Below are 24891 nucleotides of genomic sequence, written 5' to 3'. Positions count from 1 at the left end.
GTGCGCCTTGGCCGCTTCGTAGCCGGTCGTCCCCGCGCACGCGGGGGTGGTCCCTGGCACAGTGCGCCTTGGCCGCTTCGTAGCCGGTCGTCCCCGCGCACGCGGGGGTGGTCCCTCTTCCCAGAACGTCACGCCGGTCAGGATTCCGTCGTCCCCGCGCACGCGGGGGTGGTCCCCGCGACACCCACAACGAGGTTGACGGCGGCGGGTCGTCCCCGCGCACCCGGGGGTGGTGGCCCCCAAAGACGGAGACGTGCGCCTGCTGGAGCCAAAAGAAGACGCGTACAGACCCCTTGGTTTGACATAGCGCCAACGGGTTCACAGCTCCCGACAGTGCCGCCCTTCATTCCCCCGGATTAGCGGGCGGCAGAGGGCAGAGTGAGCACCATCGCGTCGTAGTACGGCGCTTCTTCCCACGGATGGGAAACGCCGACTTTTTCGTATCCCCAAGCCGCGTAGGCAGCCTGCGCGGGTTCGGCTTCGGGCTCGGGCCGCATCGTGAGTGTGACCCGCTCGACGGTCAGGCCGTCCAGGAGGGTGGTGTGGAGGCCGGTGGCGACACCGCGGCGCCGCCAGGCCGCCCGTACGGCGAGCTCGATGATGACGAAGGTGCGTGTGCCGTCCTCGCTCGTGAAGTGCTCCGGCAAAGGTTCTTGCATGTTCTGCCACCACTGCGTGTCGGCAGAGAGAAGGTACCCGAAGGCGAAGCCGATCGCGTTGCCGTCAGCGGCATCGCGGGCCAGAACGAGCCGCATGCCGGGGCGCTGTGCCTGGACCCGGTAGCGGTCGATGAAGTCGGCGACATCGCGCGGCCCTTCGCGGTACGGCGGTTCGGCGTAGATCTCTTCGTACGCCGCAAGGAACGCGTCGAGCCGGTGGGCCGCCTCCCGTCCCTCGTAGCGCTTGAACTCCACGTCGGACATCAGATCCCTTGGTGATGTGTGTACGAGGTCAGTTCCTCGGCCGCGTCGCGGGCGGCGGTGGTGTCCTGTGTGCGGAGCAGGGCAGTCACCTCGTTCAACCGCTTCGTGACGCGCCCGGATTCGACCTCGGCCAGGTGCTCCAGACTGTCTACGGCGTAGGCCGCGCCTTCTTCGGCCTCCCCGGCCCTGACCAGGGTGCGGGCGAGTGTGAGCCGGTACAGGGCACGGTTCCGGCCGTAGGTCCGGTCCTGGTGGGCAAGCGCGGCACGCATGAAGGTGACCGCGGCCTGGTGATGCCCGGTCTCGGTGTAGAGCAGCCCTTGCGCATAGTCCAGCTCGGTTCGGCCGTGGAACGCGGCCCACCCGGGGCAGGGGCGCCCCTGGCACGCTCGGTCGGCCAGGTGCATGGCGTTCGTCAGGCGTTTGCGCGCGCCCGCTTCGTCCCGCATCAAGGACAGGGCCCGCGCCTCCCGCACGGCGAGGAGGGACTGGATGGTTGGCGAGCCATACTTTCGGGCGCGCTCCTGGGCGGCGCGAGCGAGTTCGTATCCGTCCCGAGGTCGGCCCTCATGGCTCGCCTGCATGCTCAGCGAGGCAAGCACGAGCAGTTCGAGGCTGTCGTCGCGGAGCATGGTCGCCGCGGTGAGGGCCTCGCCCCAGTAGCGGCGGGCGGTGCCCTGGTCGTCCGCGTCGAAGTAGAGCCACCCGCAGTGCTCGGCCGTCTCCCCGGCGAGGAGGTGGAGCTGTCGGCCGATCGTTGGGGGGTAGGCGCTCCCGTTGATGACGCGGCGGACGCGGCGGAGATGCCGTAGGGCCAGGGGGCGCACGTCGTCCCCGCCATAGGCGTCGTCGAGGTGGTAGAGGCTCCGGAGTCCGGCGCGCAGTTCGCGCAGATGGTCGGTGCCGACGGTGGACGGGGGACCGGTCGGTGTGTACCGGTGCGCCGGGGGCAAACCGGTCGCTGCCGCTGCGCCGAGGGAATCGGTGAGAAACATCCGTCGGTCCACGCTGATGCCTTCCGGTGCGGGGAGTGGCCATGCTCTCCCCACGGTGGCACCTGGTGGAGGCCCGGGGAATCCCAAATCGACCGGATCCATGCCGAACATCGCGTGCAGGACGCGCCAGGCGCCCGCCCGGGGAGCAGGCGGTGACGGAAGGCGCCACCGCCTGTATTGGCGGTCCGTGAGAGTGACAGCCTCGCCGATCACTGCTGCGGCCTGCACAAACGCTGCGAGGAAAGGCCCCGGCTTGCCCCAGCCTCGGTTCAGGCACTCGCGCTCGAAGGGGGTCGGGTCGGCCACTTCGCGCCTCCGGTGCTCCGTGTCGTGTACCGACCGTAGCGATCCCCGGGTGAGGGAAAGACCGGTCCCGGCCAAAAGTCCGGCGGAAAGTCCGGTGGTAGGTCCGGCGGGTCCTATTCGCCGGGAGTTGGCTGGGTGAAGAGAGATCAGCGAAGGGAATGCGCCATGATCGGAGAACGAGCATCCGAGGTCAGCGGGACGATGACCGCGCACGCAGAGCGGGAACTCACCGTTGAACACTGGCTCCTGTCGGCTGCACGGGACGCGGAGACCGCCCGGGCCGAATGGGCTTCCCACGGCGTGGCGCTGCTGCGGTGCGGGAGCACCTTCTCGGCGATTCGCATCTCCGCCTCGGTCGTACACCAGGCGGCCGGCACGGAGACGCCGGAGGCTGTCGCCGCCTGCCTGAACGCGGCCCTCGAAGGAGAGCCGGCCTTTCTGGACCGCTACGCGAAGCGGTACTACCTGCTCACGTCGAGGAGCGCCGGAACCCTCGGCTGGTGCCTGCCGAACACCGAGCGCCTGGGGTTCGGGGGCTACGTGGGTGTGCCGAGCGTCCGCATCCGCCAGTCCGGAGTAACCCGGGCCCACTGGGTGGTCCCCGTGGAAAGCCCCGGGACGCTGTGCAGGCCCGAGTTCGTCGTGCGCCTGGGTATCGCGGGCGGGATCCTCGGTGCGCGGTCCACGGTGTCGGCCCGGCTCACTCCGTTGGAGGAATCCCGTGCGTGAGGAGCGGCCCGGCACCTTCCGGCCGGACGGTGAGGTGGACGACACCTCCGGTGTGGGGAGCCGCCGCGTGAGGATCGCTACGCAGCCATCCTCACGCGGGGCGGCGGCGTATACAGAGACGCTGTTTCGCACCCCACAGGCGGCAGCCCCGGCCCGGCAGCTGACGACGACCGCGCTGGGCACCTGGGACCTGTCCGTCCTGAATGACGCGGCGGCCACCGTCGTCAGCGAACTGGTGGGCAACGCGGCCATCCACGCCCGTGGTGCCGTAATCCGGGTAACAGTGACGCGCGTGGGGGAGCGACGGGTCCGCATCGCCGTGGTCGACAAGGACCCCGTCCTGCCTGTCCTCCGAGACATCCGCCCGGACGACACGAATGGCCGTGGCCTGCGCATGGTCGACGCGCTGTCGGTTCGGTGGGGCGTCGACGTGCTGCGCTGGGGGAAACGAGTCTGGTCCGAGCTCGAAACCGGATGAACACCCGTAACGGACAAGTGCTGTGCGCCGTGGTCCGCGCCGCGCGGCGCTCCTCCTGTCGTGCGGCTTCCCCTCCCGCTTATGACCCCTCGCCTTCACCCCGCTCTCACTCTCCGGCCCCGTTCCATCGCCGCCGTCAGGGTGGGAAGCGCATGCCCGAGGGGGTGAGAAGGTCTCGTTGCGACGCCGCAAGCTCCTGATCGGTCTGGTCGGGCCACCGCCCACACCGTCGTCGGCCCCCTCCCCGCCGCCACGGCCCACCCCGGCCTCACCGGCCTGGAAGACCTCCTGCTCCATCAGCCGCCCGCTCTGGCAGATGGCCCCGACCCCACGCCCGCAACGGTCGCGGTGGCGGTGGGCGCCTGCCGCCGCGAATTCGGCACCTGTCGATACGACACCCTGGCCCGCGTCCTGCCTTCCCGCCTCGCGCTGGCGCAGGCTCCGGCCGGCACGCACCCTGGCCTGGCCTGGCCTGGCCGCCACACGGACCGCCGAGCTGTACAGCCTGGCCACCCGACTGTGCACCAAGCTCGGCGGGAACGCGCTGGCCGCCATAACCGCGGGCCACGCCCTGACCACCGCACAGGCCGGTCCCGATCCCCTGGTCACTGCCGAGGCCCATCGCATGGTCTCCAGCGCCTGGCTGGCGCGGGCCACTACGCCCGTGCCACCGACACCGCCTCTGCCGACCGTTGAACGCCGAGCCGCTACTGGATCGACATCGCCCGCACCTTCGACCAGTGGGGCAAGCCCGAACCCACCCAACGCGCCCTGCTGGCCGCCGAGAATGCCGTCCCTCAGGAGGTACGCCGCCCATCGGTGCGCGTTCTGACCGCAGGTTTGCTACGTCACTACGGCAGCCTCCCCGGCGTGCGCACATTCGCGGACCGCAGCGGCGCCCTCGTTTGATACCGAGAGCTCAAGGGCCAAGCCGGAGACGGGGCCCCTTCCGTCGTTCTGGCAGCCACGCGGTAGCAGGTCATGCATCACCTTCCGTGCTGGTTCGGCATACTCAGCATCGGGTGCCGCTCCTGCCGACGGTTGAGCCGCAGTGCTGATTCGGCATAGCGGCCTGGAAACTTACGGAGTGACCGTTATGGGAAATTCCTTGGAAGTAAGTAAAAACCGCTTCCTGCCGCGCTAAAGGGGCAGGTCGCGGCCTGTCGGCCCCGCGCACGCGGGGATGGTCCCCGTCGTAGGCCGGACCGTGGCCTCCACGATCTGTCGGCCCCGCGCATGCGGGGATGGTCCCGTCTCCGGTAACGCCAGGTACACCGAAGGCAAGTCGGCCCCGCGCATGCGGGGGTGGTCCCCCGCTCGACGGCTTCACGCTCGGCACGGACGGGTCGGCCCCGCGCATGCGGGGGTGGTCCCGGCTCGAACGCGAAACTGATCCCGTAGCCGCTGCCGGCCCCGCGCACGCGGGGGTCCTCCCCCGAACTCGCCCGCAGCCGCGTTTCGTCCTCCCTGTGCACGCCGAAACCCCGTCAATGGCAGCTCCGACGCAAAGAAACAGCTACCTGCGCGCCTGCCGAACGCAGCTGATCAGGCACGTGCTGGGCATCGGTCCCATTCGCCCCCAGTCGGCGGAATCTCGCAAGGTAATCGAGACCCTCCGGTACAGCGCGATGGTCTCCGCGTCATCCACCTATACGGTTCGGCGTGCCAGTCCGCTCCTCCGTGATGACCAGGCGGTCGTCCAGGAACCAGAAGCCGTTTGCTGCGGGGTCTTCGAGGGGGTGTTCAAGGGAACAAAGCCGGGTTCGACGGAGTCCAGGCCGATCGCGCCGGCCAGCCGGTCCAGTTGGGCGGCCGATACCAGTGGGTGCGGGACGACTGCGGCGACGGTTTGCGCTGGGGTTGTCGAGGCAGCGCTGTGGTCGTCGGAACAGCGCTGGGGTGGTGAGGTAGCCCTCGTTGGGAACCTCTCGGATAAAATCGTGAATTATGTCCAGCGCAGAGAAGTCAGCCACATTCGGTATTCCGAAAGACCGGGATGCCGACGTGACCGGTGAGCCCTTGCGCGTGTCTCTGGCTGAACTGCGCAGATCGGTTGACCTGCTGCTGCGTCATGTCGAAGCCGTGGCAGCGGGCGATGCCGTCGTCATGAACCAGGACCATTTCTGGTCTGTCCCGGCCGATGAGCTGTATGACGTTTCCAAGGAGCCGGTCGACCTGATGATCGGGCAACTCTCTGAATCCTGGCAGCATTTGCGGAATCTGCTTGCCGATGAGGATCGCATTGTGGGTTACCACTTGGTGTGGCTCGCAGACGTCCTGCGGGCGATCGGGCAGGACATTTCCGCGTCGCCACCTCGGCGGCAGCGGTCGTGATTTCATGCTGCGCAGGCTCTGATCAGGCGGTGAGACCGCGAAAGGAAAGGAGACGACGGCGTTCGCGGCGCACGTGATGGGGCTGACAGGTATAGGGAGCACCGTTGCCGATCAGGGCCCGGCGTTTGGGGGCGGCTTCGGCATCGATGCCGCTGGGGCCATCAGGCCGGGGTCGAGCGCCTCTACGTCTCTCCGTCCCGCGTCGGGAAACCGTTCGGCACGTGATCGGTCGCCGCTCGGAGCTGCCTTCAGGAATTCGGGTCCTGGGCAGGGCACTGCCAGTCGGCCGCGTCGATCGCATGGCCCGCCGTATCACTGAGGTGGAAGCAATTGCCGTTGGCCCACACCGTGATCGAATCCCGCCGATGGCCGACCTGGAAGGGCTCGTGCGCACGCGTCGTCCCGGACCAAGAACCGTCTTCTGTCGGCGAGTGAGTGACGACAACGCAGGTCTGACCCGGCAGGATCCGGTAGGTCTCTGCCCACGGTTCCACGGTCAGCCGCAGCGGCGCTTCACCGTCGTTTCCGACGAGTAGCCGCGCGGTTCCCCCAGCGAACATCTCCAACGCTTCTCCTTGCCCCTGCGGGCGATTCGCGTGCAAGCACCGTCCGTAGGCATATGCGGCCTGATTTTCACACGCGGGATCATGTGCTCCAAACGTCTGCATCGTCCGAGTTGCCAAACCGTGCTGAGTCTGGGTTTGAGTCTGAGCAGTCCGACCAGGTGTACGCCGGTGAGCCGGCCGTCGGGGCAGGACAGGCGGAGTTCCCGCAGTGGTGCTTCGGAGGCCGCCCGTGCCTGCTGGCAATCCGTAATCCGCGCTCACCGCACGCCTTTCTGCTCGGCGGCGGCCACCTCCGCCGCGACGAAGTGCCGGAGCTGGGCGAGGTTGGCGGGATCGGTCAGCGGTGGCCCCTGCACGACGGCTTCCCCGGTGTCCGGATCGTCATGGAACGCGTCGGCGCCCGGATTCAGTTGCGCCCGCTGGGCGGCGGGGTGGAAGCAGACGCACAAAGCGATAATCGTCGGTGACGGCCCGTCCGCGGGGGCCCCGAACAACTCACAAGCCGACCGCGCGCCCCCGGACATCCCATGGGCCGGACAATCACTGCCCGGCCCATGACATGACAACGCTATGCGGCGGTCAGGCCGCGAGGGCCTTCTCGATGGCCGCGGTGACCTCGGGGGAGTCCGGTTCGGTCTGGGGGCTGAAGCGGGCGGCTACGGTTCCGTCGGGATGAATCAGGAATTTCTCGAAATTCCAGCGGATGTCGCCTGTGTACCCTTCCGCGTCCGGAGTTTCGACGAGTTCCTTGTACAGGGGGTGGCGGTCGTCGCCGTTCACGTCGGTCTTCTCCGTCATGGGGAAGGTCACGCCGTAGGTGGTCGAGCAGAAGGAGGCGATCTCTTCCGGTGTGCCGGGTTCCTGGCCCATGAACTGGTTGCACGGCACGCCCAGCACGGTGAAGCCGCGCGGCGCGTACTGCTCGTGCAGCTTTTCCAGGGCGGCGTACTGCGGGGTCAGGCCGCATTTGGAGGCAACGTTGACAATCAGGACGGCCTTGCCGCGGTACTGGGCCAGGTTCGCCGGGCCGCCGGTCAGGGCGCCGATCTCCACGTCGTGGATGGACATGCTGCTCCTCGTTCCTCGCTCCTGCGTGATCAGGGCAACCGTTCCTCGTCCCGTACGGCCCTTGTGGGGTGCCTGGGCCTTACAGAACGCACCCGGCTCGTCCGGGCATGAGGCACCGTACCGCCCGGTTCCGCGCGGGCTTCCCCCGACCCTCCGGCCCGCTGACCAGCCCGGGCCCGCTGACCGGCGCCGGCCATCGACCGGCCGCGGCCACCGACCGACCCCGGCCCACTGACCGCCCCCTCACCTCACCGTTTCTTCTTGCGGTCGAACCAGATGGTGGCCAGTGTCGGCACGATGCCCGCCCAGAACAGCGCCTGGGATGGGGTTCGCGTCGTCCACGGGACCTGGGATATCAGCAGGGCGCAGAGCATGGCCCAGGCCGCCTGGGCGAGGACGATGCGGGACCAGCGGCCTCGGCGGATCAGGGAGCGGACGTTGAGCTGGACGCCGGCGCGGAGCTTGCGGTAGCGGCGCCAGGCGCCGAAGGCCCAGATGGCGGCCATGACGACGAGTACCCAGAGCCGGTTGCCGAGCGGGATCGGCAGCTCCCGGGGGACCTCGCCTTCCTTGGGGAAGACGTCGACCATGGCGCCCGCCGCGGCCACGCACAGGAGTGCCAGCCAGCGGGTACCGCGCAGCAGCCGGTAGGTGGCCCCGTCGAGACCGCCGCGCAGCCACGGCGAGTCCGGGACCGTGGTGAGCGCGTCCGCGTACAGGTCTGCCGCGGCGGCGGCCTTCACGCCCGGGGAGCGCACGGCGTCGTCGGTCTGCATGACGACGGCGAGGGCGTTGGTGGGGTCCAGCCGGCGCAGCTCCGTCAGCGTCCATCGGCCCACTTCGTGGTCGCCGGCGATGAGCGCGGCCTTGTAGAGGGACTCGTAGGCGAGGGGTTCTTCGGGGGCCAGGCGCACCGCTTCCCGGCCGAAGCGCAGCCCTTCCTGGCGGTCGCCGTCGGACAGCCACGGCTGGATCTCGGCCAGCGTCGCGTACGCCGTCCAGCGGTGCGGGTCCACGCGGATCGCCTGGCGCAGCGCCGCGCCCGTCTCCTCCATGCGTCCCGCCTGGCGCAGTGCCCGCGCGCGCATGTGGAGGGCGGCGTATTCCTCGGGGGCGAGTTTCAGGGCCTCTTCGGACGCCTCGACGGCCTGGTCGGTCTCCTTGGCGGCCAGGTGGCAGCGGGTGAGTTCGAGCCAGCCGGGCAGGTCGGTCGGGTCCTCCTGGAGCCGGGCGGCGAGGACGGCCTTGGCCTCGTCGTACCGGCCGAGGTCGACCAGCGCCTCGGCCCGCGCGACCTGGGGGTGCTGGCTCACAGCTTGCGCCTCTTCTTCAGGTACGCGAGCAGGTCGTCGTACATGCCTCCCTCGTTGGCGAACATCGCCACGTTGCGCGCGGACGCGAACCACGCCTCGGTGGAGGGCACCACGGCCTTGGCCGCGCCCAGCAGGTCCTTCATCCCGATCATGCGGACGGTGCCGGTGCGCGCCGAGTCGAGCAGTGCCGTCTCGGCCGCCGACTCGCACACGTGGGCCAGGTCGGCGCCGGAGAGGCCGTCGGTGACCTTGGCGAGCTTGCCCAGGTCGACGTTCTCGATGGGCCGTCCGCGCAGGTGGTAGCGGAGGATCGCCTCGCGCGCCGGGGCGTCGGGCGGCAGGACGAGGAGGGTGCGGTCCAGGCGGCCGGGGCGGCGCAGGGCGATGTCCACGTCCCAGGGGACGTTGGTGGCCGCGAGCACGAAGACGCCCTCGTTGGCGGTGGCGTCGATGCCGTCCAGCTCCGTCAGCAACTGGTTGACGGTGTTGCGCATGCCGCTGTTCTGGGTGCGGCTGCGCTTGCCGCCGAGCGCGTCCAGCTCGTCCAGGAAGACCACGCAGGGGGCCTGGCGGCGGGCGGTGGCGAAGATCTCGTGCATGTTGCGCTCGGAGTTGCCGATCCACATGTCGAGCACGTCGTTGACCGAGACGGACAGGAAGGAGGCCCCCAGTTCCCCGGCCACGGCGCGGGCGATGAAGGTCTTGCCGCAGCCCGGCGGCCCGTAGAGCAGCAGACCGCCGCGCAGGCTCTTGCCGTACAGCCGGCGCAGTTCGGGGTTGCGCATGGGGGCCAGGAAGGCGGCCTCCAGACGGTCCTTCACCTGCTGCATGCCGCCGACGTCGGCCAGTCGGACGGTGCCGGGCGCGTCCACGTCCCAGGCCGCGGCCTCGCCCGGGTCGCCGCTGCCGTCGACGGTGAGCGGGCTCTCGACGAAGCGGGGCGGGAGGACGTCTTTGACCTGGCCTTCGGCTGCCTGCCAGTCGAAGGCGTTGGGGGGTGGTGTTGCGGGGGAGGGAGCGTCGGGGGGTGTTTCGGGGGACGGGGTGCCGGGGGACGGTGCGTTGGGAGATGGTGCGCCGGGGAACGGTGCGTTGGGGGGCGGGGTGCCGGGGGAGGGAGCCCCTGACCACGGGGTGCCGGCCGCTGGGGCTCCGGAGGGCGGCGGTGTCTGCTGGGTCGTTGCCTGCGGAGACGGCGCGAGCTGCGGAGACGCCGCGACCTGCGCAGATGCGGGCGACTCGGGAGCCGGGGAAGGCTGGTTCTCGTGCGGACGGGACGAAGGCTGGTCCTCGTACGGATGGGAGGAAGGCTGCTCCCGCGTGCCGCCGCCGGGCCCCGGGGCGGGCCCCGGGGCGGGCTCCGGCCGCGTCGGCAAGCCCATGGCGCGGGTCATCAGTTCCCGGGCCTGTGTGTCGCCGGGCGCGTGCTGGAGCGCCACGGCGGCCTCGGTGACGGCCGCGTCGTGCTGTCCGGCCTCCAGAAGGAGCTCCGCGAGGTGCAGCCGCAACGGCACATCGTCGGGAGTCGCGGCGACGGCGATCCGCAAGCTTTTGATCAGGGGTGTTTCCTCCGGCATGCGCCCTACTTTATGTACGCGTCAATCGGCGCCCGCAGACGGCCCTGGGCACGCGCACCGCACCGGGCCAGGCCGCACCGAGCCGCGCCGGGCCCAGCCGGATCGCACCGCGCCGCGCCGGGCCCAGCCGGATCGCACCGCGCCGCGCCGGACCGCGCCGTAAGGAACCCGGCCCGCCCGTCCCGCTCCCCCGCCCGCTTGATCTCAACCTTGGTTGATGTCCGAGGCTTCTCCCGAGGGCGTTCGCGGCCGCAAGGAATGCCCGACGCCACCCCGGCGCACATACAGCAAAAGCTAAGCATATGTCACGAAAAGCCAAGAAAAGACCGAGGACGGTGCGGACATGAACGGGACTCTGAACACCTGGCTGCGGCAGCACGCGCACCCGCTGGCGACCGCGCCGGAGGCGGACACCACGGACCTGCGGCCACTGGACACCACCGTGCGGAACGCGGCGGTCGTCACCCTGGGGGCGACGACCCGGGTCTCTCATGAGCTGTCCGCGCTCGCCTTCCGGATGGTCCGTCACCTGGTGGAACGGCACGGCTTCCGTTCCCTCGCATGGGAAGGCGACGACCCCGTACGCCTCGGACTCGCGGCATACGTACGCACCGGGGACGGCGATCCGAGGGCGTTCCTGAGCGCCGCGCGTTCCTTCTGGCGGACGGAGGAGGCCCTGGCGATCGTCCGGTGGATGCGCGCGTACAACCTCCGGCACCCGGACGATCCCGTGCGGTTCGCGGAACCGTTCGGCCCGGTGCCCACCCTCGCCGACGGCCTCCCCGCCATCGAGCGGCGGCTGGCCGAGGACACCGTCCGTTGGCACGAGCACACCGGGGATCGGATCGTCTACTGGGGCGGCATCGCGCACACCGCCGTCCGCGATCCGCGCACGCTCACCCCCGCCGGGTCTCCGATCACGCACCACAACGCCGGTTCACGTCTCCGGGCACGCTTCGGGGCCGGGCTCGTCTCGGTCGGGATGACGTTCCATCACGGGTCCGCCGCACTCCCCGTGCCCGCCCCGCCGGCCGGTTCGGCAGAGGTGGTGCTGGACGGTGCCGAACCGGACGCGTACGCGCTGACGTGGGCGCCCGGCACCGGCGCCGAGGCCCTTCCCACGGCCGTACGCGACTGGCTGACCTCGCCGGCGCGCCTGCGGTTCCTCGGTCCTGGTGACGATCGGCGCCAGGACGCCGCCCACCACCTCACGGGCGCTTCCCTCGCCGCACAGTTCGACGCGCTCATCCATGTACGGACGATCACTCCTGTCGCGCCGGTGGCCCCGTTCGCCTGAGGCGGCGTCCCAGCAGAGACGCCGCCCTCTTGGCTGCGGGGCGTCCCGGGGCGGCGGCGTCCGTCGGACTTGCGGTGTCAGTCGGACTTGCGGCGTCAGTCGGACTTGCGGCGTCAGTCGGACTTGCGGCGTCAGTCGGACTTGCGGTCGCCCAGCTTCTCGATGAAGTCCTGGGCCTTGTCCACTCCGGTGTCGAGCTTGTCGCTGTACTTGCCGTCGGTCCTGTCGTCGATGAAGTCGGCCACCTTCTCCAACCCTTCGCCGATCGCCTCCCCGTGGGCATCGGCGATCTCGGCCGCCTTGTCCTTGAGGTTCTTCAGGGCCTCGAACACTCCGCACTCCTCCAACGTTCACGGCACCGCACGACGGCAACCCTTGCCGCCTTGCGCAACAAAGATGATCTTACGGTGACGAGTGACGAGGCCGAGCCGAATCGAACCGAGCCGGGAGGGGACGGGACGGGACGAAGTCGAAGCCGTCCCGGACGTGGGTCCGTCCGAGCGTGCCAGGTCGCCCCCGAGGGGGCGGGGCGTCGGTAAGGAGCCAGGCATTGCCCGTGCCCGCCAGCCAGCCCCGGAGAATAAAAGGAGCATTACTTGCGGAACGCAGGGTAAGCGGGAGGAGTAACACCTTCGGGGCCATACAGGTCCCCGTCATCTCAAGGAGGTTGCCATGAGTGCTTCGGACAAGGCCACCAACACCGGAGACAAGATCAAGGGCAAGGCGAAGGAAGCCGCCGGCAAGCTCACCCGCGACAAGGAACTGGAGCGGGAGGGCAAGGCCGACCAGATAGCGGGGGACGCCAAGCAGGCCGGCGAGAAGGTCAAGGACACTTTCCGCCACTGACCTCGTTGCCCCACAGCCGCTGTGCGGTCAGTGGCTGAGCGCGTCGGCGCCCGACCACCGGCTGCCGACCACCGGCACCTGACCGGCGGCACCTGACCGGCGGCAGCCGACCGCCGGCAGCCGACCAACAGCGCCGACCACCGGCAGTCGCTGATCGCGTCCCGGAAACGCGATGTTCTTTCCGGGAAGAGCCGGGGCGAAGAGCCGGGGCGAAGAGGCCGGGGCCGGGGCGGGCGTGACGCGATCCCGCCTCCCGGCCCCGGCGCCCCGGCAGCGGCGCACGGCCGACGCCCACCCATTACCGAGCCTCACGGCGTGGGTGCCGCCCGGTGTGCTGCGCGCGTCCTGACCTGCGGTGGAGAGCAACCGCCACGCGACATCACGCGGGGATCCTCGGTAAGGGCCTCAACCGCCCTCAGTCAATCGTCAAGACGGCTTTCCCCCGTATGCGGCGTTCGAGCAGCGCCACCGCCGTCTCGCCGATCTTCTTCCAGCTTTCGACGCGGTCGACGCTGGCGCTCAGTCGGCCGTCCGCGACGAGGCGGGCGAGGTAGGCCAGGTCGGCGGCCGAATCGCCGCTTTCGAGGAAGCCGGTCAGGGTGACCCGATTGGCGACGAGGCGGTATGGGTCAAGCGCTGTCGGCTCGCCCGAGGCGGCGCCAATCGTCACGGCCGTCCCGCCCTCGGCGATATGACCGAGGAGTTCGGCGAGCAGCGGACCCCCGACGTTGTCCAGAAGGATGTCGACGGGTGCCCCCAGGTCGGCGGGGCTGGTGATCACGGAGGCCGCTCCGAGTTCGGTCAGGCCTTCGCCGCGTTCCGGGCTGCCGACGAGCGCGTGCACCTCGGCCCCCGCGAGATGCGCGAGCTGCACGGCGAAGCGGCCCACACCACCGGACGCCCCGGTGATGGCGACCCGGTGACCGGGGCGGACGCCTGCGCGGCGCAGCGCGCGCAGCGCGGTGAGCCCGGCGACCGGCAGGGCCGCCGCCTGGGGGAACTCCACCTCGTCAGGGAGAACGGCGAGTTCCCCCACCGGAACGGCGCGCAGCTCGGCCCAGCCGCCGTTCCACCCCCAGGTGACCACCCGGTCACCGGGCTGGGGTCCCTCCCCCGAGGCGGCGGCGCGCTTGACCACGCCAGCGGCGTCCCAGCCGGGGACCGGGCCGGTGGACGCGTCGCCGTCATTCTTCGGCAGCTCGCCGAAGTTGAGGGAGACGGCGGCGACTTCTACGAGCACGTCATCCGGTCCGGGGACCGGGTCGGGCACGGTGGCCAGCGCGAGGCGCCCCGGCACGGAGTGGTCGACAACGAGAGCACGCATGGGGAAGTCCTTCCGTAGGGTTGGTCGGCTGGTCGGCTGGCTGGCCGTTTGGTCGGCCGGTCAGTCAGTCAGATTTGGTCGGTTGGTCGGCCAGTCACTCAAAGGTGGTCGGTCGGTCGGTCGGTTCTGGTGCCGTCGGATCGGAGTTCTCGCTGTCCGTCCGCAGTGCCCGCCCGCGGCGCCTGTCCACGTGCTCGACCAGGGTCCCCCCGGGTGCGGTCGAGGCCAGTCGAGGCCAGGTAAAAGGCACCAACTTCCGCGCGGGTGCGGGCATTCCGTTCCGGGAGGCCGTTGACACCGCGTTCACATGGCTGTCATGTGACGGACGAGGGACAAGCCGCGCGACTCTCCCCGCGAGCGGACGAGCACGGCGGTCAAAGGCCCATCGCATCGATCGGGAGGAAGGTCGTCCACCCGATTTCGCCCTCACAAACCCCCTGTTTTGTGAGACAGACCACTTTCCGTGAAGTTTTCGGCATAGGTACAGGAGTTCCGGGGAGGGCTCATCGTTGCTGGTGTGAATCGGCGCTGTGAATCAGCACCGTGGACCAGTGCTGTGGACCAATGCTGGTGGACCAGTGCTGTGGACCAACGCTGCGAACGAGCGCCGCACGCCGACGCCCTGATGCGGCGTTACGGAACAGCGCTGCGGATCAGCGTGGGACAAGCGTCGGACCAGCGGCAGTACATCGGTGACCGAAAGGCAGAGCAGACGTGTCGGCAAGCGAGACGATTCACGTAGACGGGGTGTGGCGCGCCGCCATGTCGGGCGCCACGAGGGAAGTCCTCGACCCCGCCGATGCGAAGACGCTCCAGGTGGTCGCCGAAGGCGGTGCCGAGGATGTGGACGCCGCGGTCGAGGCCGCGCGTCGCGCCTTCGACGGTGGCGCGGGCGCCTGGCCCCGCACGGCGGTGGCCGAGCGCGCCGCGCTGCTGCGCCGGGTCGCCGATCTGCTCCAGCGCGATCGCGAGGAGATCGCCCTCATCGAGAGCCGCGACACCGGCAAGACGCTGGAAGAGGGCCGGGCCGACGTGGACGACGTCACCAGGGCCTTCCGTTACTTCGCCGACCTGGTGAGGAACGAGAGCGGCGGCCGGGTCGTGGACGCCGGCAGCCCGGACGTGCACAGCGTCGTGGTGCACGAGCCGGTGGGCGTGTGCGCTCTCGTCACGCCGTGGAACTACCCGCTGCTCCAGGCCAGTTGGAAGATCGCCCCGGCGCTCGCGGCCGGCAACACCTTCGTTGTCAAGCCCAGCGAGGTCACCCCGCTCTCCACGGTGCACCTGATCAAGCTGCTCGTGGAGGCCGGGCTGCCGGCCGGGGTGGCCAACCTGGTGACCGGCGCCGGAGTACCCGTCGGGCAGCGGCTGGCCGAGCACCCGGACGTGGACATGTTCTCCTTCACGGGTGGCCTGGTCAGCGGGACGAAGGCGGGTTCGGCGGCCGTCGCGGACGCGAAGAAGATCGCGTTGGAGCTGGGCGGCAAGAACCCCAACGTGGTCTTCGCCGACGCCTGCGCCACCGAGGAAGGCTTCGACACCGCCGTGGACCAGGCGCTGAACGCCGCCTTCATCCACAGCGGCCAGGTCTGCTCGGCGGGCTCGCGCCTGATCGTCGAGGAGTCGGTGCGCGACCGCTTCGTCACGGAACTGGCCCGCCGCGCCGAGAAGATCAAACTCGGCCGGGGCACTGCCGAGGGCGTCGAGTGCGGCCCGCTCGTCTCCCAGCAGCAGCTCGACAAGGTCGAGGCGTATGTGGCCTCCGCGCTCGAAGAGGGCGCGCGGTTGCGCTGCGGTGGACGGCGTCCCGAGCCCAGCGACGTGCGGCCCGCCACCGGCTACTTCTACGCGCCGACCGTTCTGGACGGCTGCCACCGCGGGATGAGGGTGGTCCGCGAGGAGACCTTCGGCCCGATCCTGACGGTGGAGACCTTCGCCACCGAGGACGAGGCCGTGGCGCTGGCCAACGACACCGAGTACGGCCTCGCGGGCGCCGTGTGGTCCGCCGACACCGCCCGCGCGCGGCGCGTCGCCGCCCGCCTGCGGCACGGCACCATCTGGATCAACGATTTCCACCCTTACCTCCCCGAGGCGGAGTGGGGCGGTTTCGGGAAGTCCGGCATCGGACGGGAACTGGGTCCCGCGGGTCTGGACGAGTACCGCGAGAGCAAGCACATTTACGAGAACCTCCGCCCCGAGGCGGTCCGCTGGTTCGCCGGCTGAGCGGCTGAGCAGCTGAGCGGCTGAGCGGCTGAGCAAGACGACGCGGCCGGGGCTCCTGCTCGGGGCCCCGGGGGCCGAGCTCCGGGAGGGCCCGGGAGCCGGTCGCCGCATCGGGACGGCCTGCCGGTTCGTGGGCTGACCGGGCCACGGGCCATGGGCTACGAACTACGAACCACCACGCACGACTTATCGCGTTTTGTCGTGTTTTGCTCATGGGCCGGAGCCAAGCACCCCGGGCGCCCGTTCGCGTCCGAGTACCCGTTCGCGTCCAAGCACCGGCCCGCGCCCAAGCACCACCCCGCACCCGAGCACCCGAGCACCCGAAAGACCGCACGCGCACACATTCCCGTCACACGCACACCACCGCGCACGCATCACCGCACGCGCAAGCACCAGCACACGCGCACCACCCCCACCCCCCATCACGCGCCCACACCCCGGCGCACGCACCTTGACATCCGACAAAGGAGCACCAACCCCATGCCTGTCTACGACTACGTCATCGTCGGCGGTGGCACCGCCGGCTCCGTGATCGCCTCCCGGCTCACCGAGGACCCGAACGTCACCGTCGCCGTCATCGAGGGCGGCCCCTCCGACATCGACCGCGAGGACGTGCTCACCCTGCGCCGCTGGCTCGGGCTGCTCGGCGGTGAGCTGGACTACGGCTACACGACCACCGAGCAGCCGCGCGGCAACTCGCACATCCTGCACAGCCGCGCCAAGGTCCTCGGCGGCTGCTCGTCGCACAACACGCTGATCTCCTTCAAGCCGCTGCCGTCCGACTGGGACGAGTGGGAGGCGGCGGGCGCCACCGGCTGGGGCGCCAAGGACATGGACCCCTACTTCGGCAAGCTGCGCAACAACATCGTGCGGGTCGCCAAGAAGGACCAGAACCAGATCGCCACCGACTGGGTCGAGGCCGCCAAGAGCGCGCTGGGCGTCCCGGAGGTCGTCGGCTTCAACGACAAGCCGTTCGAGGAGGGCGTGGGCTTCTTCGACCTCGCGTACCACCCGGAGAACAACAAGCGTTCCTCCGCCTCCGTCGCCTACCTGCACCCCCACATGGAGGCCGGCGACCGCCCCAACCTGCACCTGATGCTGGAGACCTGGGCGTACCGGCTGGAACTGGACGGGACGACGGCCAAGGGCGTGCACGTCCGGACCAAGGACGGCGAGGAGATCTACGTCGAGGCCGCGCGCGAGGTGCTGGTGTGCGCCGGCGCGGTGGACACGCCCCGGCTGCTGCTGCACTCCGGCATCGGTCCGAAGAAGGACCTCGAAGCGCTGGGCCTGCCGTGCGTGCTCGATCTGCCGGGCGTCGGCGAGAACCTGATCGACCACCCCGAGTCCGTCATCGTCTGGGAGACCAACGGTCCGATACCGGGCAACTCCGCGATGGATTCCGACGCGGGCCTGTTCGTCAAGCGGGACCCGGAGCACAAGGGACCCGATCTGATGTTCCACTTCTACCAGATCCCCTTCACCGACAACCCCGAGCGGCTGGGCTACGAACGCCCCGAGCACGGCGTGTCGATGACCCCGAACATCCCCAAGTCCCGTGCCCGGGGCCGCCTCTACCTCACGTCCGCCGACCCCGAGGCCAAGCCCGCGCTCGACTTCCGGTACTTCGAGGACGAGGACGACTACGACGGCCGGACCCTCGTGGACGGCATCAAGCTGGCCCGCAAGATCGCGCAGGCCGAGCCGTTCGCCAAGTGGCTCAAGCGCGAGGTCTTCCCCGGCCCGCACGTCACCGACGACGAGGAGATCGGCGAACTGGCGCGCAAGGCCGCGCACACCGTCTACCACCCGGCCGGCACCTGCAAGATGGGCGCCGCCGACGACGAACTCGCCGTCGTCGACCCCGAGTTGCGCATCCGCGGCCTGTCCGGCATCCGCATCGCCGACGCCTCCGTCTTCCCGACCATGCCCGCCGTGAACCCGATGATCGGCGTCCTGATGGTGGGGGAGAAGTGCGCCGAGCTGCTTGTGGATGCCCCGGCCCGGGAGGTGGATTCCCCGGCCCGGGGAGCGGATTCCCCGGCCCGGGAGGTGGATTCCCCGACCCGGGGAGCAGGTTCCCCGGCCCGGGGAGCGGAATCCCCGGCTCCGGGAGGTGACGCCTGATGGCCGCCGAACCAGACACCGGCACCCCGGCGATCCCCCGCCCCCGCATCCCGGCCGATCCACCGATCGACCCACCGACCACCCCACCGGCCACCCCATCGGCCGCCCCGCCCACCGACCCGTCGGCCGGCGCCGAAGACGGCCACCAGGACGTGGTCTTCTCCGTACGCCACCTGTGGAAGGTCTTCGGCCCCAAACCCGAGCGCGTGCCCGCCGATCCCGGACTGGCCGCGCTGTCCGCGCCGGAGCTGCGCGAGCGCACCGGCTGCACCGCCGCCGTCCGTGACGTGTCCTTCGACGTGCGCAAGGGCGAGGTCTTCGTCGTGATGGGCCTGTCCGGCTCGGGCAAGTCCACGCTGGTGCGCTGCCTGACGCGGCTCGCCGAGCCGACCGCCGGCGTGCTGGAGATGGACGGCGAGGACGTGCTCGGCATGGACCGGGCCGCGCTGCGCGAGCTGCGCCGGCACCGCGCCGCCATGGTCTTCCAGCACTTCGGCCTGCTGCCGCACCGTTCCGTCCTGGACAACGTTGCCTACGGGCTGGAGATCCAGGGCGTGCCCCGCGCCGCACGCCGGGCCCGCGCCGCCGAGATGGTCGCCAAGGTGGGCCTGACGGGCCTGGAACACCGTCGGCCCGGCCAGCTCTCCGGCGGCCAGCAGCAGCGCGTCGGGCTCGCTCGCGCGCTCGCCGTGGACCCCGAGGTCCTGCTGTTCGACGAGCCGTTCAGCGCCCTGGACCCGCTCATCCGGCGCGACATGCAGGAAGAGGTCATTCGGCTGCACCGCGACGAGGGCCGCACGATGGTCTTCATCACGCACGACCTCGCCGAAGCGCTGCGGATCGGCGACCGGATCGCCCTGATGCGGGACGGGAAGATCGTCCAGCTCGGCACGCCGGAGGAGATCGTGGGCTCGCCCGCCGACGCCTACGTACGGGACTTCGTCCGCGAGGTGCCGCGCGAACAGGTGCTGACGGTACGGCGCGCGATGCGTCCGGCCGCCGAGGGTGACGAGGCCGAAGGCGCCGCGAACGGTCCGGTGCTGGCCCCGGACACACTGATCGCGGACGCGATCGAGGCCGTGGCCCGCAGCGGCGGCGCGGCCCGCGTCATGGACGGCGGTCGCTGCCTGGGCGTCGTGGACCACGCGTGCCTGCTCCGAGTCGTCGCCAGACTTGAGGAAACGGAACTGGACGCGGGCCCGGAGGAGGGCCGAGGACCAAGCCGGGAAACGAGCCAAGGCGCAGGCCAGGGCTCGGGGCGAGGCGCGGGCCAGGAAACGGGGCGGAAAACGGGGCGGAACGCAAGCCAGGAAACGGGCCAGGAGAAGATCCGCACAGCAGGCCAGAAAACGAATCAAGGAACGGGCCGGGACCCAGGCCAGGAATCGGGCCAGGAAGAGGTGTCCGCCTGATGCCGCTGTCCTCGTATCCCGCCACCGGCCGCCCGTCCACCACGGTGACGTGGCACCGGCCACCGTCCCCCGGCACCGCCCACCCGTCCCCGTCCGCGACGGTGACGCGGCATCGGCCACCGTCCCCCGACACCGCCCACCCGACCCTCACCGTCGCGTGGCATCGCCCCGCGAACCGGCGTTCCCCGCGGACATCACTCGTCCGCGTACCCCCCGTCCCCCTCCCCCACCGCCTGCGCACCGCCCTACTGCGGCGCTGGCGCGAGGCGCAACGGGCCGCCGCCGCCCAGATACCCGCCGGCACGGCGAAGCGGGGGCGCGCATGACCACGACCGCCCCCATCACCGCTACGAGCACCCCGAGCCCCGTGCACACCGCCCTGCGCCATCCCGCCCTGCGCAAGATCGCGCTGCTCGCCGTCGCCGCGGCGGTCCTCGTCCCCCTGGCCCACGCCCGGTGGTCCAGCGGCACCTGGCCTGCCGAACTGACCGTCGACGTCTCGGGCCCCCTGGACCGCACCAGCGACTGGATCATCGACAACCGCGACAGCCACCCGCTGTTCGTCTACGTCCTCGGCCACCTCTCCAACGCCGTGGTCCTGTCCGTACGCAGCGTCTACCTGCTGCTGCTCGCGCTCGGCTGGGCCGGGGTGACCGCGGGCGCCGCCCTTGTCGCCTGGCGTGTCGCGGGGGCGCGCGTCGCCGTCGTCGCGCTGGCGTCGTTCCTGGTCAGCGGCGCGCTGGGGATGTGGGTGCCGACGATGCAGACGCTCGCGCTGATGATCGTGGCGGTGCTCGCCTCGGTCGTCGTGGGTGCGCTGCTGGGGCTGGCCGCCGGGCTCTCCGAGCGGTTGTTCCGGCTGCTGCGGCCGGTCCTGGACACCATGCAGGTGCTGCCGGCCTTCGCGTACCTGCTGCCGGTGGTGCTGGTCTTCGGCATCGGGGTGCCGGCCGCGCTGCTGGCCACCGTCGTGTACGCGGCGCCGCCGATGGCCCGGCTGACGGCCCTCGGGCTGCGCGGCGCCGATCCGGGCGTCCTGGAGGCCGTCACGTCGCTCGGCGCCACCGGCCGGCAGCGGTTGCTGAGCGCCCGGCTGCCGCTGGCCCGTAAGGAGCTGCTGCTCGGCCTCAACCAGACGATCATGATGGCGCTGTCGATGGCCGTGATCGCCTCCATGATCGGCGCCGCCGGTCTCGGTGACCGCGTCTACCAGGCGCTGGCCTCCGTGGACGTGGGCGCCGCGCTGGCCGCCGCGATCCCGATCGTGCTGCTGGCCATCGTCATGGACCGGACGACGGCGGCGGCCGGGGAACGGCTGGGCGCGGGCGGGACCAAAACTCCGCGAGAGCGGTGGATCTGGCCCGGCGTGGCCCTCGCCACCGTCGTCGTCACCGTGATCGGGCGGCTGGCCGGTGCCGCTGAGTGGCCGTCCTCGTGGACCGTGGCCATCGCGCGCCCGGTCAACGACTTCAAGGAGTGGATGGTGGACCACCTCTACTCCGGCGTGCCCGTCGTCGGCGGCACCGCCGACTGGGCGGCGCGCTTCACCTCCTGGGTGCTGGACCCGCTGCGCGACGGCCTGACCGCGCTGCCCTGGTGGGGCGCGCTGCTGATCGTCGCCGCCCTGGCCTGGCTGATCGGCACCTGGCGCACCGCGCTCACCGCGAGCCTGGCCACCGCCGCCATCGGCGTCCTCGGCGTGTGGAAGCCCTCCATGAACACCCTCTCCCAGGTCCTCGCCGCCCTGGTGGTGACCCTGGTCCTGGGCGTCGGCATCGGCGTGCTGGCCGCGGGCAGCACGCGCCTGGAGAAGGCCCTGCGCCCGGTCCTGGACGTCCTCCAGACCATGCCGCAGTTCGTGTACCTGATCCCGGTGGTCGCGCTCTTCGCGGTCGGCCGCGCCCCGGCCGCCGCCGCGGCCGTCGTCTACGCGCTGCCCGCCGTCATCCGCATCACCACCCAGGGCCTGCGCGAAGTGAACCCGGCCGCGATGGAATCCGCCCGTTCGCTGGGCGCCACGCGGTGGCAGACCTTGCGCCAGGTGCAACTCCCCCTCGCCCGTCCCGCGCTGCTGCTCGCCGTCAATCAGGGCGTCGTCCTGGTCCTGTCGGTCGTCATCATCGGCGGCCTGGTGGGCGGCGGCGCGCTCGGTTACGACGTGGTGACGGGCCTGGCCACCGGCGATCTGGGGCTGGGACTGGTGGCGGGCGTCGCCATCGTCTGCCTGGGGCTGGTGCTCGACCGGATCACCCAGCCGACGGAACGCCGCGCCGGAGGGAAGGGAGCCTGACGATGTCCCGTACGCGTACCCATACTCGTACCCGAACCCGTACCCGTACTCGTACGCACGCCCGTGTCCGTACTCGGCGGCGCACGCGATCCATCGGCGCGGCGCTGCTGGCCGGGGCGACCCTGTTCGCCCTCTCCGGCTGCGGCAAGGCCGACATGACCAAACAGGCCTCCCCCTTCGCGGCGGCCAAGGCCACCAAGTCGGTCACCCTCTCCGTACAGACCTGGGTCGGCGCGCAGGCGAACGTGGCCGTGGCCAAGTACCTGCTCGAACACGAGCTGGGCTACCACGTCGACACCGTCCAGGTGGACGAGATCCCCGCCTGGGACGCGCTCAGCCAAGGCCGGGTGGACGCCATCCTGGAGGACTGGGGCCACCCCGACCAGGAGCAGCGCTACATCCGGGACAAGGGGACGATCACGGCGGGCGGCGGCAACGGCGTCACCGGCCACATCGGCTGGTGGGTCCCCAAGTACTGGGCCGACCGCCACCCGGACGTCACCGACTGGAAGAATCTCAACAAGTACGCCGACCAGCTCCGCACCTCCGAGAGCGGCAACAAGGGCCAGCTCCTGGACGGCTCCCCGTCCTACGTCACCCACGACAAGGCCCTGGTGAAGAACCTCAAGCTCGACTACGAGGTGGTCTTCGCCGGTTCCGAGGCGGCGCAGATCACCCAGATCCAGCAGTTCGCCAAGCAGAAGAAGCCGTTCCTGACGTACTGGTACGAGCCGCAGTGGCTGTTCAATCAGGTGCCGATGGTCGAGGTGCGCCTTCCCCCGTACACCGACGCCTGCGCGCAAAAGGGCGAGGCGGACCCGGGGGCCGTGGACTGCGCCTACCCCACCACTCCGCTCCAGAAGTTCTTCAACACGGAGTTCGCCAAGAGCGGCACCACGGCCTCGGCCTTCCTGAAGAACTTCGCCTGGTCGAAGGAGGACCAGAACGAGGTGTCCGAGATGATCGCCGCACAGGGCCTGTCCGCCGACGAGGCGGGCAAGCGCTGGGTGGAGAAGCATCCGGACGTGTGGAGGAAGTGGCTGCCGAAGCACGAGTGACGGTCTTTTCGTCGTGCCGCTGTGACGCCGTGCCGTCATGTCGCCGTGCCGTCATGACGTCATGTCCTCGTGCGGCTGCGACGTCATGCCGCTTCGGCTCCGCGCTGCCGTGCCGCTTCGGCTTCATGCCGCTTCGGCTTCATGCCGCTTCGGCTTTGTGCCGCCTCGCCGTCGGTGGCGTGGAGACCGTTCGACGGGAGCGCCACTGTCAGTGGTGCTCCCTAGGCTGTCGTCATGTCACTTTCCTGGCTCCGACCGCACGAGCAGCACCCCCGTGCCGCTCCTCCGTCCAAGCTCGTCGCGCACGGTGAACACCCGTCGTCCGTTCCCGCGAACCAGCCCCGAGTTTTACGGCCGTAAAACTCGGGGCCGCCCCCAGGGGGCTCGTGCTCGCAAACCGGAGTGCTCCCGTGCGCCGGCGTGCCGGGGCGGCGGGCGGGCCAGGTACTCGGTGCGGGGTGTTGGCACGCGAGAGGGGTGCACCATGGGCGAGCACAAGAAGCCGGATCCGGATCTGGACAAGGGCGACCCCCCACCGGGGAACTCCGACGGGCAGGTACCGCCCCCACCCCCGCCGTCGGGCACCCACCGCAAATGAACGACCCGCTGAAAGCTCCTCTGAACGTTCCTCTGAACGCCCCGCTGGGTGCTCCACTGAACGACGCGTCGACCGACCCTCCGACCGACTTTCCGAGCACCGACTTTCCGAACACCGACTCTCCGAACACCGACCCTCCGACCGACGCGCTGGCGGAGTGCCGCGCGGCCCTGGCGGCGGCCATGGACGCCGGCGGCTGGTGGCCCCGGCGCTCCACCTGGACCCGGCAGGCCATGCAGGAACTGCCCCGGCACCTCTTCGCCCCCGATCTCGTCCTGCACTGGGACGGCCGGCGGTACACGGCCGTGGACCGCCGTACGGACCCGCGCGGGTGGGCGGAGCTGGTCCACGCCGGGCCCGGGGAGGCCGCCGTCACCCAGCTCGCCGAGGGGCGGCCGTCCTCCAGCCTGTCCTGTCCGGCGGTGGTGGCGGACATGCTGGACGCGCTGATGCTGGAGCCGGGGCACCGGGTCCTGGAGCTGGGCGCCGGGACGGGCTGGAACGCGGCGCTGCTGGCCTGGCGTGCGGGGGCCGGCCAGGTGGTCAGCGTCGAAGTGGATCCGGGGCTGGCCGTTGCCGCGCGCGGGCGGCTGGCGGCGGTCCGCGCCGAGGCCGCGGTGGTGGTCGGGGACGGCACGGCCGGCTGTCCCGCCCGCGCCCCGTACGACCGGGTGGTCTGCACATACGCGGTGGAGACGGTGCCCTGGTCGTGGGTGGCGCAGACCCGGCCGGGCGGCCGGATCGTCACCCCTTGGGGCCGGTTGGGACACGTGGCCCTGACGGTGTCCGCCGACGGCCGCTCGGCCACCGGCTGGGTACAGGGTCTGGCGACGTTCATGCCGGCCCGCGGCACCTCCCCCGGCCGCCTGCTCCACCAGGTCCACGGCGACCGACCGCCCCGCTCCCGGCGTCGGCTGGAGCGCGACCCGCGCCCGCTGCACACCGATGGCAACCTGCTGTTCGCGCTGCGGGTGGCGCTCCCCGACGTACAGGTCACCACCCAGGACGGGGACGAGGACGGGCTGACCGTCTGGCTCCACGACGGGGACGCCTCCTGGTCCCGGCTACGCGCCCCGCGGACCGGCCCCGCGACGGTCGAACAAGGCGGCCCGCACCGCCTGGCCGACGCCCTGGAGGACGCCTGGGACCAGTGGCTCACCGACGGCGCGCCCACCCTGTACGACTTCGGGATGACCGTCACCGAGCACTCCCAGTACGTCTGGTGCCGGAACGCGGACACCGGCCCCCGCTGGCCCCTGCCGCCACAGCGAGCGGCGGCTGATCCCCGGCCCGTACCGTCATCAGCGCCTTCCCCGTCCTCGCCTTCCTCCCCGCCTTCCTCCCCGTGAGGGAGCACTGAGGCTCCCCCACTCCCCCACTCCCCCACCGACGCCCCTCGCCTCCGACTTCCTCACCACCGCGCGAAC

At 70.8% G+C, this 24891-nt stretch carries 20 protein-coding genes and 2 CRISPR repeat arrays (1 of these 22 running past the window's edge); of the genes, 11 read left to right on the top strand and 9 right to left on the bottom strand.

What is annotated here, in order from left to right; translation table 11 throughout:
- Positions 1-237: a CRISPR direct-repeat array (repeat unit 29 nt; unit sequence GTCGTCCCCGCGCACGCGGGGGTGGTCCC); it reaches 341 nt to the left of the window's first position.
- 119 nt (positions 238-356) lie between these two features.
- Both ABZX96_RS03160 and ABZX96_RS03155 read right to left on the bottom strand, forming a co-directional pair.
- A complete protein-coding gene (locus ABZX96_RS03160; protein WP_355536909.1) occupies positions 357-923 on the bottom strand; it encodes a GNAT family N-acetyltransferase in 567 nt (188 codons plus the stop codon).
- Positions 923-1918: a hypothetical protein gene (locus ABZX96_RS03155; RefSeq protein ID WP_355536906.1), complete on the bottom strand. Its 996-nt coding sequence runs from the start codon at positions 1916-1918 to the stop codon at positions 923-925. The genes ABZX96_RS03160 and ABZX96_RS03155 overlap by 1 nt, the downstream gene beginning before the upstream one ends.
- A gap of 471 nt (positions 1919-2389) precedes the next feature.
- Here ABZX96_RS03155 and ABZX96_RS03150 point away from each other — a divergent pair, with 471 nt between their 5' ends.
- From ABZX96_RS03150 to ABZX96_RS03140, 3 genes are all read left to right on the top strand, one after another.
- Positions 2390-2953, top strand: coding sequence for a hypothetical protein (locus ABZX96_RS03150; protein WP_355536903.1), 564 nt, complete (start codon positions 2390-2392; stop codon positions 2951-2953).
- Entirely contained in the window at positions 2946-3431 is a 486-nt protein-coding gene (locus ABZX96_RS03145; RefSeq protein WP_355536900.1) for an ATP-binding protein, read from the top strand. Before ABZX96_RS03150 ends, ABZX96_RS03145 begins: the two co-directional genes overlap by 8 nt.
- Before the next feature lie 1162 nt (positions 3432-4593).
- Positions 4594-4858: direct repeats of the CRISPR family, unit length 21 nt; unit sequence GTCGGCCCCGCGCATGCGGGG.
- A 520-nt stretch (positions 4859-5378) separates the two neighbouring features.
- Entirely contained in the window at positions 5379-5765 is a 387-nt protein-coding gene (locus tag ABZX96_RS03140) for a hypothetical protein (protein ID WP_355536897.1), read from the top strand.
- Between the two features lie 248 nt (positions 5766-6013).
- Here ABZX96_RS03140 and ABZX96_RS03135 read toward each other — a convergent pair whose 3' ends face one another.
- The 5 genes from ABZX96_RS03135 to ABZX96_RS03115 form a co-directional block, all read right to left on the bottom strand.
- Complete coding sequence (locus tag ABZX96_RS03135; RefSeq protein WP_355537392.1) at positions 6014-6325, bottom strand: hypothetical protein; 312 nt, start codon at positions 6323-6325, stop codon at positions 6014-6016.
- 263 nt (positions 6326-6588) lie between these two features.
- Complete coding sequence (locus tag ABZX96_RS03130; RefSeq protein ID WP_355536894.1) at positions 6589-6780, bottom strand: hypothetical protein; 192 nt, start codon at positions 6778-6780, stop codon at positions 6589-6591.
- Positions 6781-6910: 130 nt separating this feature from the next.
- Positions 6911-7399 (bottom strand): glutathione peroxidase, encoded by a 489-nt coding sequence (locus tag ABZX96_RS03125; RefSeq protein ID WP_355536891.1) that lies wholly within the window; start codon positions 7397-7399, stop codon positions 6911-6913.
- A 248-nt stretch (positions 7400-7647) separates the two neighbouring features.
- Positions 7648-8712 (bottom strand): tetratricopeptide repeat protein, encoded by a 1065-nt coding sequence (locus ABZX96_RS03120; RefSeq protein WP_355536887.1) that lies wholly within the window; start codon positions 8710-8712, stop codon positions 7648-7650.
- Complete coding sequence (locus tag ABZX96_RS03115) at positions 8709-10289, bottom strand: AAA family ATPase (protein ID WP_355536884.1); 1581 nt, start codon at positions 10287-10289, stop codon at positions 8709-8711. The genes ABZX96_RS03120 and ABZX96_RS03115 overlap by 4 nt, the downstream gene beginning before the upstream one ends.
- A gap of 343 nt (positions 10290-10632) precedes the next feature.
- Here ABZX96_RS03115 and ABZX96_RS03110 point away from each other — a divergent pair, with 343 nt between their 5' ends.
- Complete coding sequence (locus ABZX96_RS03110; RefSeq protein WP_355536881.1) at positions 10633-11586, top strand: erythromycin esterase family protein; 954 nt, start codon at positions 10633-10635, stop codon at positions 11584-11586.
- Between the two features lie 131 nt (positions 11587-11717).
- Here the strand turns inward: ABZX96_RS03110 and ABZX96_RS03105 are convergent, their stop codons facing one another.
- The gene (locus tag ABZX96_RS03105; protein WP_355536878.1) at positions 11718-11918 is read right to left on the bottom strand and encodes an antitoxin; all 201 of its coding nucleotides are present in this window, start codon (positions 11916-11918) and stop codon (positions 11718-11720) included.
- Between the two features lie 340 nt (positions 11919-12258).
- Here ABZX96_RS03105 and ABZX96_RS03100 point away from each other — a divergent pair, with 340 nt between their 5' ends.
- Positions 12259-12432 carry a CsbD family protein gene (locus ABZX96_RS03100; RefSeq protein ID WP_355536875.1) on the top strand — a complete coding sequence of 58 codons (174 nt, stop codon included), beginning with the start codon at positions 12259-12261 and terminating at the stop codon, positions 12430-12432.
- A gap of 415 nt (positions 12433-12847) precedes the next feature.
- Here the strand turns inward: ABZX96_RS03100 and ABZX96_RS03095 are convergent, their stop codons facing one another.
- Entirely contained in the window at positions 12848-13756 is a 909-nt protein-coding gene (locus ABZX96_RS03095) for a zinc-binding dehydrogenase (RefSeq protein ID WP_355536872.1), read from the bottom strand.
- Between the two features lie 714 nt (positions 13757-14470).
- On the opposite strand from ABZX96_RS03095, the gene ABZX96_RS03090 reads away from it, so the two are divergent.
- The 6 genes from ABZX96_RS03090 to ABZX96_RS03065 all read left to right on the top strand — a co-directional run bounded on the left by ABZX96_RS03090 (position 14471) and on the right by ABZX96_RS03065 (position 24813).
- The gene (locus ABZX96_RS03090) at positions 14471-15979 is read left to right on the top strand and encodes an aldehyde dehydrogenase family protein (protein ID WP_355536869.1); all 1509 of its coding nucleotides are present in this window, start codon (positions 14471-14473) and stop codon (positions 15977-15979) included.
- A gap of 480 nt (positions 15980-16459) precedes the next feature.
- Positions 16460-18106, top strand: a complete 1647-nt coding sequence (locus ABZX96_RS03085) for a GMC oxidoreductase (RefSeq protein ID WP_355536866.1) — start codon at positions 16460-16462, stop codon at positions 18104-18106.
- A 152-nt stretch (positions 18107-18258) separates the two neighbouring features.
- Positions 18259-19518 (top strand): glycine betaine/L-proline ABC transporter ATP-binding protein, encoded by a 1260-nt coding sequence (locus tag ABZX96_RS03080; protein ID WP_355537389.1) that lies wholly within the window; start codon positions 18259-18261, stop codon positions 19516-19518.
- Positions 19519-19840: 322 nt separating this feature from the next.
- A complete protein-coding gene (locus ABZX96_RS03075) occupies positions 19841-21808 on the top strand; it encodes an ABC transporter permease subunit (protein WP_355536863.1) in 1968 nt (655 codons plus the stop codon).
- Between the two features lie 2 nt (positions 21809-21810).
- A complete protein-coding gene (locus tag ABZX96_RS03070) occupies positions 21811-22866 on the top strand; it encodes an ABC transporter substrate-binding protein (protein WP_355536860.1) in 1056 nt (351 codons plus the stop codon).
- A gap of 594 nt (positions 22867-23460) precedes the next feature.
- Complete coding sequence (locus ABZX96_RS03065) at positions 23461-24813, top strand: methyltransferase domain-containing protein (protein WP_355536857.1); 1353 nt, start codon at positions 23461-23463, stop codon at positions 24811-24813.
- Positions 24814-24891 lie beyond the last annotated feature (78 nt).

It is taken from the genome of Streptomyces sp. NPDC003077 (genome assembly GCF_040611095.1).
Classification (GTDB): domain Bacteria; phylum Actinomycetota; class Actinomycetes; order Streptomycetales; family Streptomycetaceae; genus Streptomyces.
The sequence above is the reverse complement of the archived record's forward strand: the minus strand, read 5'-3'. Positions and strand labels throughout refer to the sequence as shown.